At 34.8% G+C, this 12958-nt stretch carries 13 protein-coding genes, 8 tRNA genes and 1 rRNA gene; all 22 read left to right on the top strand.

Annotated elements, in window-relative coordinates; translation table 11 throughout:
- Positions 1–3: 3 nt before the first annotated feature.
- The 22 genes from LQ694_RS14775 (at position 4) to LQ694_RS14670 (ending at position 12795) form a co-directional block, all read left to right on the top strand.
- Complete coding sequence (locus tag LQ694_RS14775) at positions 4–1170, top strand: MazG nucleotide pyrophosphohydrolase domain-containing protein (protein WP_058612160.1); 1167 nt, start codon at positions 4–6, stop codon at positions 1168–1170.
- Positions 1167–1433, top strand: a complete 267-nt coding sequence (locus tag LQ694_RS14770) for an RNA-binding S4 domain-containing protein (RefSeq protein WP_037590337.1) — start codon at positions 1167–1169, stop codon at positions 1431–1433. The genes LQ694_RS14775 and LQ694_RS14770 overlap by 4 nt, the downstream gene beginning before the upstream one ends.
- Positions 1434–1449: 16 nt before the next feature.
- The gene (locus tag LQ694_RS14765; RefSeq protein ID WP_025905562.1) at positions 1450–1833 is read left to right on the top strand and encodes an FtsB family cell division protein; all 384 of its coding nucleotides are present in this window, start codon (positions 1450–1452) and stop codon (positions 1831–1833) included.
- An 83-nt stretch (positions 1834–1916) separates the two neighbouring features.
- Positions 1917–2300, top strand: a complete 384-nt coding sequence (locus LQ694_RS14760) for a S1 domain-containing RNA-binding protein (RefSeq protein WP_025905561.1) — start codon at positions 1917–1919, stop codon at positions 2298–2300.
- Positions 2301–2388: 88 nt separating this feature from the next.
- Entirely contained in the window at positions 2389–3669 is a 1281-nt protein-coding gene (tilS, locus tag LQ694_RS14755) for a tRNA lysidine(34) synthetase TilS (RefSeq protein ID WP_058612159.1), read from the top strand.
- Complete coding sequence (hpt, locus tag LQ694_RS14750; RefSeq protein ID WP_025905559.1) at positions 3653–4189, top strand: hypoxanthine phosphoribosyltransferase; 537 nt, start codon at positions 3653–3655, stop codon at positions 4187–4189. Before tilS ends, hpt begins: the two co-directional genes overlap by 17 nt.
- Before the next feature lie 92 nt (positions 4190–4281).
- Positions 4282–6390, top strand: coding sequence for an ATP-dependent zinc metalloprotease FtsH (gene ftsH, locus LQ694_RS14745; RefSeq protein WP_058612158.1), 2109 nt, complete (start codon positions 4282–4284; stop codon positions 6388–6390).
- A gap of 65 nt (positions 6391–6455) precedes the next feature.
- Positions 6456–7334 carry an Hsp33 family molecular chaperone HslO gene (hslO, locus tag LQ694_RS14740; RefSeq protein ID WP_058592437.1) on the top strand — a complete coding sequence of 293 codons (879 nt, stop codon included), beginning with the start codon at positions 6456–6458 and terminating at the stop codon, positions 7332–7334.
- 96 nt (positions 7335–7430) lie between these two features.
- Positions 7431–8360: a cysteine synthase A gene (gene cysK / locus LQ694_RS14735; RefSeq protein WP_058612157.1), complete on the top strand. Its 930-nt coding sequence runs from the start codon at positions 7431–7433 to the stop codon at positions 8358–8360.
- A gap of 129 nt (positions 8361–8489) precedes the next feature.
- Positions 8490–9281, top strand: coding sequence for a dihydropteroate synthase (gene folP / locus LQ694_RS14730; protein WP_096792160.1), 792 nt, complete (start codon positions 8490–8492; stop codon positions 9279–9281).
- Positions 9274–9633 (top strand): dihydroneopterin aldolase, encoded by a 360-nt coding sequence (folB, locus tag LQ694_RS14725; RefSeq protein ID WP_096792161.1) that lies wholly within the window; start codon positions 9274–9276, stop codon positions 9631–9633. The genes folP and folB overlap by 8 nt, the downstream gene beginning before the upstream one ends.
- Positions 9634–10122, top strand: coding sequence for a 2-amino-4-hydroxy-6-hydroxymethyldihydropteridine diphosphokinase (gene folK / locus LQ694_RS14720; RefSeq protein ID WP_058612156.1), 489 nt, complete (start codon positions 9634–9636; stop codon positions 10120–10122).
- Between the two features lie 56 nt (positions 10123–10178).
- On the top strand, positions 10179–11666 hold the full coding sequence (lysS, locus tag LQ694_RS14715; RefSeq protein ID WP_049320994.1) for a lysine--tRNA ligase: 1488 nt from the start codon (positions 10179–10181) through the stop codon (positions 11664–11666).
- 283 nt (positions 11667–11949) lie between these two features.
- Positions 11950–12064 (top strand): 5S ribosomal RNA (gene rrf / locus LQ694_RS14710).
- Between the two features lie 13 nt (positions 12065–12077).
- A tRNA-Val gene (locus LQ694_RS14705) sits at positions 12078–12153 on the top strand.
- Between the two features lie 5 nt (positions 12154–12158).
- A tRNA-Thr gene (locus LQ694_RS14700) sits at positions 12159–12234 on the top strand.
- Positions 12235–12241: 7 nt separating this feature from the next.
- Positions 12242–12317 (top strand) — tRNA-Lys (locus LQ694_RS14695).
- A gap of 34 nt (positions 12318–12351) precedes the next feature.
- A tRNA-Gly gene (locus tag LQ694_RS14690) sits at positions 12352–12426 on the top strand.
- Between the two features lie 15 nt (positions 12427–12441).
- A tRNA-Leu gene (locus tag LQ694_RS14685) sits at positions 12442–12530 on the top strand.
- A gap of 11 nt (positions 12531–12541) precedes the next feature.
- Positions 12542–12618, top strand: a tRNA-Arg gene (locus LQ694_RS14680).
- A gap of 10 nt (positions 12619–12628) precedes the next feature.
- Positions 12629–12702, top strand: a tRNA-Pro gene (locus LQ694_RS14675).
- A 17-nt stretch (positions 12703–12719) separates the two neighbouring features.
- Positions 12720–12795: transfer RNA gene (locus LQ694_RS14670), tRNA-Ala, on the top strand.
- The last annotated feature ends 163 nt before the right edge of the window (positions 12796–12958 follow it).

Below are 12958 nucleotides of genomic sequence, written 5' to 3'. Positions count from 1 at the left end.
CATATGGCACAACAAATTTTAGTTGTTGGCTTAGGTAATTATAGTTTAGAAGAATTGCCAATGGGTGTTTACCGTAAACTTCAATCAGCTGATGTTATATATGCGCGTACGCTAGACCATCCAGTCGTTAAAGAATTAGGAGACCTAAATTGGCAAGGTTTTGATTATATTTATGAAAAGCACGATGATTTTCTTAATGTGTATTCTGAAATTGTCGATACATTGATTGAAAAAGCTGAACATGAACATATCATTTATGCGGTACCTGGTGACCCAATGGTAGCTGAAACAACGACGCAGTTCCTATTAGAGAAAGCACCGGATGTACACGTGTTAGGTGGGAAAAGCTTTCTAGATGATATGTTCAGAGCTGTTAATATTGATCCAAATGACGGATTTACATTATTAGACGGAACGAGTTTGTCTGAGACTTCATTAAATATAAGAACGAACACGATTATTACACAAGTGTATGATCAATTGGTTGCATCGGATATTAAAGTCACATTGATGGAAAGATATCCAGACGATCATCCTGTGAAACTCGTTTCTAATGCAAGACTAGGTGAAGCTGATGTGATTTCATGTCCATTGTATGAAATGGACCATCATGCTGAGCTATCAAATTTAACAAGTTTATTCATACCGAAAATAACTAAAGAAGAACAACTATATGGTGATTTTCAATATTTAGAACAAACTATTGATACATTGGTGTCTGAAGAAGGCTGTCCATGGGATAAAGTACAAACGCATGAAACATTGAAGCGATATGTGCTTGAAGAGGCGTTCGAATTAATAGAAGCAATTGATGAAGATGATATTGATCATATGATAGAAGAACTTGGAGACATATTGTTACAAGTGATGCTACATGCTGCGATTGGAAAGAAAGAAGCATACTTTGATGTAAGAGAAGTGATACAAACATTAACTTCTAAGATGATACGTAGACATCCACATGTGTTTGGTGACCAAGAAGCGAATGATATTGAAGACCTCAAGAAAATTTGGAATGATGAAAAACAAAAAGAAGGCAAAGTTAAACGTGAGAAACTAGAAAAAATATTTGCTGATTACTTTTTGAAGTTGTATGATAAAACCAAATTAGAGGGATACGGTGAACAATCATTAAAAGAATTTATAAATAAAGGAGATTTAACAATTTGAGATTAGATAAATATTTAAAAGTATCTAGACTGATTAAACGTCGTACACTTGCTAAAGAAGTGAGTGACCAAGGTAGAGTTAAAGTAAATGGTCAAGTTGCTAAAGCAGGAACGACTGTAAGTGTTGAAGATGAATTGGAAATTAGATTAGGTAATAGAATAATTGTTGTTAAAGTGACAGGGTTGTCTGAACATGCTAATAAAGAAAATGCTAAGACAATGTTTGAAGTTATCAAAGAAGAAAAAATTCAAGATTCTATATAAATAAGGAGGTACACCAATGGCGCAAAAAATTAAAAATCTAGATAATGAATATACACAGTCCCAAAATAAACAAAAAAAGACTGTCAATAAAACGCGCCAAGTGATACGCAAGCGACTTACCTTATTTGGTGGAGTATTATTGTTAATAATCGTTATTATGATCATCATGCTGTTTCTACAAAAAAATCGCAATGATGAATTAGTACAAGAGCGTAAAGAAAAAGCTGTAACATATGAAAAATTGCAAGATAAAGAGATAGAACTTAAAGAACAAATTAAACGACTGAACGATAAAGAATATATAGAAAAACTTGCGAGAAGCGAATACTTTTTAAGCAATGACGGTGAAATTATTTTTAAATTACCAGAAGATAAAAAAGACGCGGAAAATGATAAATAATCTGTTTATGGCGTTGTATAATTTTGTATAGAAGCATATAATAAGGTTAAAGTGAATTTATATCAGGAGGATACAGTAATAATATGTCAATTGAAGTAGGCAATAAAGTCAAAGGGAAAGTTACAGGTATTAAGAATTTTGGTGCATTTGTTGAATTACCTGAAGGGAAAAGTGGCCTTGTGCATATCAGTGAAGTTGCTGATAACTACGTCGAGAACGTGAATGACCATTTAACTGTAGGCGATGAAGTAGAAGTTAAAGTATTAACAGTAGCTGATGATGGAAAGATTAGTTTATCTATTAAAAAAGCTAAAGAACGTCCAAAGCGCCAAGCGCCTAAGAAAGAAGCTAAGCCTGAAGACTTTGAGAAGAAATTATCAAACTTTTTAAAAGATAGTGAGGATAAGTTAACATCTATTAAGAGACAAACTGAATCACGTCGTGGCGGTAAAGGTGCAAGACGATAATGGATTATAATAAAAAGAGGCTAATTAGTTGAGCCTCTTTTTATTTTGACAAGATCAAATGAATTTTTGAAAATTGAGGTGTGTAATCATGCTAAATGTAACTTGGCAACAAGATGATGATTTAGCTTTAGCTGTTTCGACAGGGATAGATAGCATGTCACTTTTACACATGTTAAATACAACTTATAAAGACACATATCATAAGTTAATTTGTTTACATGTCAACCATGGTTTAAGAGAAGCCTCTCGAGAAGAAGCGGAATTTATTAAACAATTTTGCGAAAGACATCATATTGAAATATATATCAAGACATTAGATTTGAACGAAACAGTTAGTCACAATAAGAGCATACAAGATATTTCTAGACAAATGAGATATGAATGGTTTGATCAAATGATGAAACAAACCGGTAGCGATGTATTGTTGACGGCACACCATATGGATGACCAAAAAGAAACCATTGCTTATCGACTATTTACTGGGAGAATTGGCCGTGCACCTTTAGGTATTCAACAAGTTCAAAAAAGAAATGATTATATGATTTGTAGGCCGTTGTTAAATGTATCCAAAGCATTTATAAAACAATATCAACAAGAAAATGATTTTAAGTACTACGAAGATGATTCAAATAAAGATAGTAAATATACTCGCAACTATTTACGAAATCAATTGTTGCCTGTTATTGAAGAAAGACAAGAATTTTCAACAGATCATTTACTGGATTTAAATCAATGGATGAATGATGCAAGAAAATTAATTATAACTGCTGCAGATGATTTTTTTAATAAACAAATAAAACTGTCTGATCATGTTGAAATTAATCGGTATGCATTTAATCAGCTGAATGATTTAGTTAAGGTACAAGTATTAGATCAATTAATGGTTCAATATGTTAAACGAAGGTATAGTGAGAAGTCATATAAAGAATGGATGCGCGTATTTAATAATTTTTCAAAACAATCCGTTATTCCTATATCTGATGATTGGCAGTTTATAGTAGCATATGATAAATTATTACTATGTGAAGATATTGAGTTCAATGTAAATTCTAAATTTATAAATCGTAATGAACAATATGTATTTGGGAATTGGTTAATTGAAGCGAAAGACATAGCATCGCCTTTATTTGTAAGAACGAGAATGTCTGGAGATCGTGTTCAGTATTATAACCGGGGAAATAAACATCACAAAAAAGTTAATAGAATCATGATTGACAACAAGATTGACATACATAAAAGAAACAATTGTCCGATTATTTTAGATGGTGATGACATTATTGCAATTGGTGATTTTTGGATAGATTCTAACTTTAAAAACGCACTAACTATTACTTATATTGGAGATGACTTTAATGAAAGACTCGATTAAGTCTGTTGTATTATCGGAAGAACAGATTCAAGAAAGATGCAAAACATTAGGCAAGCAAATCACAGAGGATTATAATGGGAAGACACCTATTTGTGTAGGTATTTTAAAAGGCTCTATCATGTTTATGGCTGATTTAATTAAATACATTGATACACATGTGGAAATAGACTTCATGGATGTTTCTAGTTATCACGGTGGTACAGAATCAACTGGAGAAGTTAAAATTTTAAAAGACTTAAGTACTTCTGTTGAAAATAGAGATGTCATTATCATTGAAGATATTTTAGAAACAGGTACAACTTTAAATTCTATCGTTGATTTATTGAAATACAGAAATGTTAACTCTATTGAAATCGTAACATTGTTAGACAAACCAATGAAACGTAAAGTAGATATTGAAGCAAAATATGTCGGAGAAAAAATTCCTGATGAATTTGTAGTAGGATACGGACTAGATTATGCTGAGAAATATCGTAATTTACCATACATTGGTACACTTAAACCAGAAATATATCAATGATGCGTATAAGCAAGTTTAATTACTAGCGTATGAAATTACAAATATGGTAAAATTTTTGTTAGTTTTATTAATTGAGTAGGAGGACAAATTGAATGCAAAAAGCTTTTCGTAATATATTAATGATCGCGCTTTTAGCTATCGTCCTATTTGGTGTATTCCAGTTCATTAATGGCAATGGACAATCACCAAAACAGCTTACATATAATGAGTTTATGACGAAGCTAGAAAAAGGCGATTTAAAAACGTTAACTATTCAACCAGAACAGAATGTTTATATGGTTAGCGGTGAATTGAAAAAAGGTAAAGATGAAACATATACATCTTCTATTTTATTTAATAACCAAGATGACTTGAAAAAAATAACAGCTACTGCTGAGAAACAAGATGATTTGAAATTTAATGTTAAAGAAGAAGAAAAACAAAGTGTGTTTGTTAGTGTATTAACAACGCTTATCCCAGTTTTAATTATTGCATTTTTATTCATCTTCTTCTTAAGCCAAATGCAAGGCGGCGGCGGTGGCGGCGGCCGAGTAATGAACTTTGGTAAGTCAAAAGCCAAGCTATATGATAATCAGAAGAAACGTGTTAGATTCTCTGATGTAGCAGGTGCCGATGAAGAGAAACAAGAATTAGTTGAAATAGTTGATTTCCTTAAAGATAATCGTAAATTCAAGAAAATGGGTGCGCGTATTCCAAAAGGTGTCTTACTAGTTGGTCCTCCAGGTACAGGTAAAACATTACTTGCTAGAGCTGTAGCAGGTGAAGCGGGTACACCATTCTTCTCAATCAGTGGTTCAGACTTTGTTGAGATGTTCGTTGGTGTCGGTGCAAGTCGTGTGCGTGACTTATTCGAGAACGCTAAGAAAAATGCACCATGTATTATCTTTATAGATGAGATTGATGCTGTTGGTCGTCAACGTGGCGCTGGTGTTGGTGGCGGTCACGATGAACGTGAACAAACATTAAACCAATTATTAGTAGAAATGGATGGCTTCGGTGAAAATGAAGGTATCATTATGATAGCTGCTACTAACCGTCCTGATATTTTAGACCCTGCGTTATTACGTCCAGGACGTTTCGATAGACAAATCCAAGTTGGACGCCCGGATGTAAGAGGACGTGAAGCAGTACTTAAAGTACATGCTCGTAATAAACCGTTAGACGAAACTGTTGACTTAAAAGCGATTTCTCAAAGAACACCTGGTTTCTCTGGTGCAGACTTAGAGAACTTGTTAAATGAAGCATCATTAGTAGCAGCACGTTCTAACAAAACGAAAATTGATATGAGAGATATCGAAGAAGCGACAGATAGAGTTATTGCAGGTCCAGCTAAGAAAACAAGAATGATTTCCGAGAAAGAAAAAAATATTGTTGCTTATCACGAAGCAGGTCATACGATTATCGGTTGTGTATTAGATGAAGCAGAAATGGTTCATAAAGTTACAATCGTTCCACGTGGTCAAGCTGGTGGATATGCAATGATGCTTCCTAAAGAAGATCGTTACTTTATGACTGAACCAGAATTATTAGATAAGATAGTAGGTTTACTTGGTGGTCGTGTATCTGAAGAAATAAACTTTGGAGAAGCATCAACAGGTGCTCATAATGACTTCCAACGTGCAACAAACATTGCGCGTAAGATGGTTACTGAATATGGTATGAGTAAAAAATTAGGTCCATTACAATTCGGTAGTACTGATAGTGGACAAGTATTTTTAGGTAAAGATATGCAATCTGAACCAAATTACTCAGACCAAATTGCTTATGAAATTGATTCAGAAGTACAACGTATCATTAAAGAACAATACGAACGTTGTAAACAAATTCTAACTGAACATAAATCACAATTAGAATTAATTGCTAAGACTCTTCTAGTAGAAGAAACATTAGTAGCTGAACAAATTCAATCGTTATTCAATGAAGGTAAGTTACCAGAAGTTAAATATGATGATTCTCATCTTAACCAAAATGAAGACTCAGATGAAGATAAATATGAAGGTGACTTAACGCAACAAGAAGGTACATTAGATATTGACGATGATGAAGTTGGTAAATCATATGAAGAAGTAAAAGAAGAAGTGTCACATGAAAAAAATAATGAAGACACAGATTCAGATAGTGATTCAGACGAACCAGCTCATGAACAAGAGCCAAATATCGATGACCTAGGTGACAATAAACCGACAGATCGTAAAGAATAATTTCACAAAAGTCCCTTTCAACAATTTGATTGAGAGGGGCTTTTTTTAAAGAAGGAGTATAAAACATGACAAAAGATTATTTAGTAAGAGGATTAGCTTTCAATGATGAAGTGAGAGCTTTTGCTGTTCAAACAACAAATACAGTACAAGAAGCACAAACACGCCATTACACATGGCCAACTGCTTCTGCAGCATTAGGTAGATCAATGACAGCTGGTGTTATGATGGGATCAATGCTGAAAAATGAAGAAAAATTAACGGTAACAATTGATGGCGGAGGACCGATTGGTAAAATTATGGTCGATGCTAATGCAAAAGGTGAAGTAAGAGGATACGTTCAAAATCCACAAACACATTTCCCGTTAAATGATCAAGGTAAATTAGATGTTAGACGTGCTGTTGGAACAGATGGTATGTTAAGTGTCGTTAAAGATATCGGATTGAAAGATTACTTCACAGGTTCTACACCAATTGTTTCAGGAGAACTTGGAGAAGATTTCACTTATTATTTTGTAACAAGTGAACAAGTACCTTCAGCTGTTGGTTTAGGTGTATTAGTAAATCCTGATAATACGATTAAAGCGGCAGGAGGTTTCATTATTCAACTTATGCCTGGTGCATCTGAAAAAACAATTTCAGCAATTGAAGAAAAGATTAATCAAATGGAACCTGTATCTAAATTGATCGATAGAGGATTAACGCCAGAAGAAATAATTGAAACAGTATTAGGAAAAGAAAATACTAGAATTATCGACCATATGGATGTTGAATTCAAATGTAATTGTTCTAGAGAAAAATTCTTAAATGCAATTAAAGGTCTTGGAGAAGCAGAAATTGATGCAATGATTAAAGAAGATCATGGCGCTGAAGCAGAATGTCATTTCTGTAGAACGAAGTATCAATATAGCGAAGAAGAATTAATCGAACTTAAGAATGCACTTTAATTTAGTAAATACTTTCACTTTATATGAAGTTTTGTTATAATCATTATATCCGATAAATAAACTAGGGTATAAAAACTGTTTAGGAGTGAAGCGTAAATGGCTAAGAGAGTAAATAATATTGTAGAATTAATTGGAGACACACCTGTAGTTAAATTAAACAAAGTAGTTGAAGAAGGTTCAGCAGACGTTTATGTAAAATTAGAATATCAAAACCCAGGTAGCTCAGTTAAAGATAGAATTGGTTTAGCGATGATTGAAGCTGCTGAAAAAGAAGGCAAAATCAAACCAGGCGACACAATTATTGAACCAACATCTGGTAACACAGGTATCGGTTTAGCAATGGTTGCAGCAGCTAAAGGTTATAAAGCTGTATTTGTAATGCCAGATACAATGAGTAGCGAACGTCGTGCTTTATTAAAAGCTTATGGCGCTGAATTAGTATTAACACCTGGTGCAGAAGGTATGAAAGGTGCTATCAAAAAAGCTAAAGAATTAAAAGAAGAAAAAGGCTATTTTGAACCGCAACAATTCGAAAACCCAGCGAACCCTAAAGTCCATGAATTAACAACTGGTCCTGAACTTGTTGAACAATTTGAAGGTCTTCAAATCGATGCTTTCTTAGCTGGTGTAGGTACTGGTGGTACTTTATCTGGAGCAGGTAAAGTTCTTAAAGAAAAATATCCTAATATTCAAGTAGTTGCGATTGAACCAGAAGCTTCTCCTATTTTAAGCGGTGGTTCACCAGGTCCTCATAAATTACAAGGTTTAGGTGCAGGTTTCGTACCAGACACTTTAAACACAGATGTTTATGACGATGTTATTAAAGTAGGTAATGAAGAAGCGATGGAAATGTCTAGAAAAGTTGCTAAAGAAGAAGGTATCCTAGGTGGTATTTCATCTGGTGCTGCAATTGTAGCTGCATTGAAAAAAGCTAAAGAACTAGGTGAAGGCAAAACAGTAGTAACAGTTCTTCCAAGTAATGGTGAACGTTACCTATCTACACCGCTTTACGCTTTTGAAGACTAATTGATAAATAAATAATTATATAATAAGTATCACGTCTATAATAAATAACTTTTGAAGTTATTTCATTTAGGCGTGATTTTTTAAATTTGTTATAATAAATTTATCTATGAAAAAGGAAGGAAGACTATCTTGGTGAATACGAAAATTATGGGTATATTAAATGTTACGCCAGATTCATTTTCTGACGGTGGTTCATATAATAGCGTAGATAAAGCAAGACAACACGCTGAGAAACTGATCTCAGAAGGTGCGGATATTATTGATATCGGTGGAGTATCTACTCGCCCAGGTTATACAGAAGTGAGTTTAGAAGAGGAATTGGACAGAGTCATTCCAGTTGTAGAAGCGCTCAGTGATTTAGATGTACAACTTTCAGTGGATACATACAGAAGTAAAGTTGCTGAAGAATCTTTAAAAAGAGGCGTAACGATGATTAACGACCAGTGGGCTGGCTTATATGATCCGAATATATTGAAAGTCGTTGCAGAATATAATGCAGAAATTGTGTTAATGCATAACGGCGACGGCAAGAGAGAGGTTCCGGTAATGGAAGAATTGTTGCTTACTTTATTAAAACAAGCAAACCAAGCAGAAATTTGCGGCATACCCGAAAAAAATATTTGGCTAGATCCTGGTATAGGTTTTGCAAAGTCTAGAGAAGAAGAGCGTATTGTCATGTCACGATTAGATGAATTGGTCGCTACAGGTTATAATGTGTTGCTTGCGACAAGCCGTAAGCGATTGATCAATGACTTATTAGGTGGAGAAAGTAAAGTTGATGAACGTGATGAAGGTACAGCAGCAACGACAGCATACGGAATTGAAAAAGGTGTCCATGCTGTTAGAGTCCATAATGTACAAATGAACAAAAGAGTAGCTAAGACGATAGATGCTTTAAAGGAGATTCAATTAAATGGATAGAATAATATTAGAAGGCATGTCTTTTTACGGATACCATGGTGCAATTGAAGCGGAAAATGAACTAGGACAAATATTTGTAGTAGATTTAGAATTATATTTAGACCTTTCTCAAGCGGGCGAAACAGATGACTTAGAAAAGACTGTTCACTACGGTGAAGTATTTGAAGTGGTCAAAGAAATAATGGAAGGTAAACCAGTAAAATTAATCGAGCATCTTGCTGAACGTATTGCAAAAGAGCTATTTTCGCACTATAATCGAGTATTGGAAACCAAAGTTAAGATTACTAAAAATAATCCACCGATACCTGGACATTATAAAGGTGTGGGTATTGAGATAGTGAGGAAGAGATAAATGCATACTGCATATTTAGGTTTAGGAAGTAATATGGGAGATAGGCAACATCAACTGCAAGAAGCTGTTAAATTGCTGAATGAAATTGATGGTATTCAAGTTGTTCAAGAATCTCCAATATATGAAACGAAACCAGTAGGATACACAGATCAACCGGATTTTTTGAATATGTGTATTGAAATCTCAACTGAATTAGAATCATCAGAATTATTAAAAGTTTGTATGATGATAGAACAACAACTTCATCGTGTTCGAGTTGAAAGATGGGGACCACGTACAATTGATATAGATATTCTATTATATGATCAATCTGTTATTCAATCACCAGAACTAGAAGTGCCTCACCCAAGAATGACTGAAAGAGCATTTGTGATGATACCTTTGAATGACATTGCTTCAAATGTTTTGGAACCTATATCGAAGAAATATATTTGGGAGCTATTGCCAAACGATGAACATGTAGTAAAGTATAATGGTGAAAGTAAATAATCTACGTGTGGTTTAAATAAAATAACAAGTGTAATTTAAATAAGGAGTGGAAAATCATGTCAGAAGAAATGAATGACCAAATGTTGGTTCGTAGAGAGAAATTACAAGAATTAAGAGATTTAGGTATCGATCCTTTCGGTAAGAAATTTGTCCGTAGTGGGGACTCTAAATCATTACACCAAGAATGGGACGAATTCAGTAAAGAAGAATTACATGATAAAGAAGACGAATCAGCTGTTGCTATCGCAGGTCGTTTAATGACTAAAAGAGGTAAAGGTAAAGCTGGATTTGCACATGTTAAAGATATTACTGGTCAAATTCAAATCTATGTTCGTAAAGACCAAGTAGGTGACGAACAATTTGAAATATGGAAACATGCAGATTTAGGTGATATCGTAGGCGTAAAAGGTGTTATGTTTAAAACTAATACTGGAGAATTATCTGTTAAAGCGAAAGAATTTACTGTTTTAACAAAATCTTTACGTCCATTACCTGATAAATATCATGGTTTACAAGATATAGAACAACGTTACCGTCAACGTTACTTAGATTTAATTACAAGTGAAGAATCAACTAAAACATTCATTACAAGAAGTCAAATCATTCAAGAAATGAGAACTTACTTAAATAATAAAGGTTTCTTAGAAGTAGAAACACCAATGATGCACCAAATCGCAGGTGGCGCTTCAGCTCGTCCTTTTGTAACGCATCACAATGCGCTGGATGCTACTTTATACATGAGAATTGCAATTGAATTACACTTGAAACGATTAATCGTAGGTGGATTAGAGAAAGTATATGAAATTGGAAGAGTATTCCGTAATGAAGGTGTATCTACAAGACATAATCCTGAATTTACAATGATTGAATTATATGAAGCGTATGCTGATTACAATGACATTATGGATTTGACTGAATCTATGGTTGCAGCAATCGCTGAAAAAGTATTAGGTTCTACAACTGTACAATATGGCGAAGAATCTATAGATTTAGCTCCTAACTGGAGAAGATGGCATATGGTTGATGCTGTTAAAGAATATACTGGTGTAGATTTCTATGAAGTTAAAACTGATGAAGAAGCACATACTTTAGCAAAAGAACATAATATAGAAGTAGAAGATCGTATGACATATGGTCATATTCTGAATGAATTCTTTGAACAAAGAGTTGAAGAGAAACTTATTCAACCTACATTTATTTATGGACATCCAATCGAAATATCACCATTAGCTAAGAAAAATCCTGAAGATCCAAGATTCACTGATAGATTCGAATTATTTATTGTTGGTAGAGAGCATGCAAATGCATTTACTGAATTAAATGATCCAATTGATCAACGTGAAAGATTTGAAGCACAAATGAAGGAAAAAGATCAAGGTAACGATGAAGCGCATGAAATGGATGATGACTTTATTGAAGCACTTGAATATGGTATGCCTCCAACAGGTGGTTTAGGAATAGGTATTGATAGATTAGTTATGCTATTAACAAACTCTGCTTCTATTAGAGATGTATTACTATTCCCTTATATGAGACAAAAATAAATGTAACTAAAAGCCGTACACAATTACATATTGTGTGCGGTTTTCTACTTTTTGAAGGCTCCAAAATGTGAATGATGAAGTTTTTAAAAGAAATGTAAACTTTTTTGTCTTAAAGTGTTGACGAGTGTTTCTAAATTGTGTATTATATAAAGGTCGCTGAAAACAAGCGCATATCAATTCGAGATGTTTGTAAAGAAAGTTAATAAGGTGTAAAATTTACTATTGAAAAGCCTTGATGGATTCTTTATAATATATAAGGTAAGACAAAAACAAAACAACATTGTCTGGTGGCGATAGCAAAGAGGTCACACCTGTTCCCATGCCGAACACAGAAGTTAAGCTCTTTAGCGCCGATGGTAGTTGGGCTTACGTTCCGCGAGAGTAGGACGTTGCCGGGCGATATTGTTAATTGGAGAATTAGCTCAGCTGGGAGAGCATCTGCCTTACAAGCAGAGGGTCGGCGGTTCGAACCCGTCATTCTCCACCATTTTTGCCGGCCTAGCTCAACTGGTAGAGCAACTGACTTGTAATCAGTAGGTTGGGGGTTCAAGTCCTCTGGCCGGCACCATGTTTTAGAGCCATTAGCTCAGTTGGTAGAGCATCTGACTTTTAATCAGAGGGTCAGAGGTTCGAATCCTCTATGGCTCACCATTTTAAATATACTATATATAAAAATAATTATTTAGCGGAAGTAGTTCAGCGGTAGAATACAACCTTGCCAAGGTTGGGGTCGCGGGTTCGAATCCCGTCTTCCGCTCCATTTTTATTTTTTCTTGCCGGGGTGGCGGAACTGGCAGACGCACAGGACTTAAAATCCTGCGGTAAGTGATTACCGTACCGGTTCGATTCCGGTCCTCGGCACCATTTTTATTTTTGCGCCCGTAGCTCAATTGGATAGAGCGTTTGACTACGGATCAAGAGGCTAGGGGTTCGACTCCTCTCGGGCGCGCCATTTTAAATAACGGGAAGTAGCTCAGCTTGGTAGAGCACTTGGTTTGGGACCAAGGGGTCGCAGGTTCGAATCCTGTCTTCCCGACTTCTATTAATACTTATGGGGGCTTAGCTCAGATGGGAGAGCGCCTGCTTTGCACGCAGGAGGTCAGCGGTTCGATCCCGCTAGTCTCCACCATTTAAAAATAGATTATGAACATTGAAAACTGAATGACAATATGTCAACGTTAATTCCAATAATTGAGTACTAAAAGTACTTCAGAGTGATTGGCTTAACCAATCAAAAATGAGCTTATCAAGCTTACTTCTTTTATGGAGAGTTTGATCCTGGCTCAGGATGA

Source organism: Mammaliicoccus sp. P-M58 (assembly GCF_022386165.1).
Lineage (GTDB): Bacteria > Bacillota > Bacilli > Staphylococcales > Staphylococcaceae > Mammaliicoccus > Mammaliicoccus sciuri.
This window is presented reverse-complemented; position numbering and strand designations above follow the sequence as displayed.

Coding starts and splice junctions, on each gene's coding strand:
- hpt (WP_025905559.1), top strand. CDS start 3,653: ATGAAAGACTCGATTAAGTCTGTTGTATTATCGGAAGAACAGATTCAA.
- lysS (WP_049320994.1), top strand. CDS start 10,179: ATGTCAGAAGAAATGAATGACCAAATGTTGGTTCGTAGAGAGAAATTA.
- ftsH (WP_058612158.1), top strand. CDS start 4,282: ATGCAAAAAGCTTTTCGTAATATATTAATGATCGCGCTTTTAGCTATC.
- hslO (WP_058592437.1), top strand. CDS start 6,456: ATGACAAAAGATTATTTAGTAAGAGGATTAGCTTTCAATGATGAAGTG.
- folB (WP_096792161.1), top strand. CDS start 9,274: ATGGATAGAATAATATTAGAAGGCATGTCTTTTTACGGATACCATGGT.
- LQ694_RS14775 (WP_058612160.1), top strand. CDS start 4: ATGGCACAACAAATTTTAGTTGTTGGCTTAGGTAATTATAGTTTAGAA.
- LQ694_RS14760 (WP_025905561.1), top strand. CDS start 1,917: ATGTCAATTGAAGTAGGCAATAAAGTCAAAGGGAAAGTTACAGGTATT.
- cysK (WP_058612157.1), top strand. CDS start 7,431: ATGGCTAAGAGAGTAAATAATATTGTAGAATTAATTGGAGACACACCT.
- folK (WP_058612156.1), top strand. CDS start 9,634: ATGCATACTGCATATTTAGGTTTAGGAAGTAATATGGGAGATAGGCAA.
- tilS (WP_058612159.1), top strand. CDS start 2,389: ATGCTAAATGTAACTTGGCAACAAGATGATGATTTAGCTTTAGCTGTT.
- LQ694_RS14765 (WP_025905562.1), top strand. CDS start 1,450: ATGGCGCAAAAAATTAAAAATCTAGATAATGAATATACACAGTCCCAA.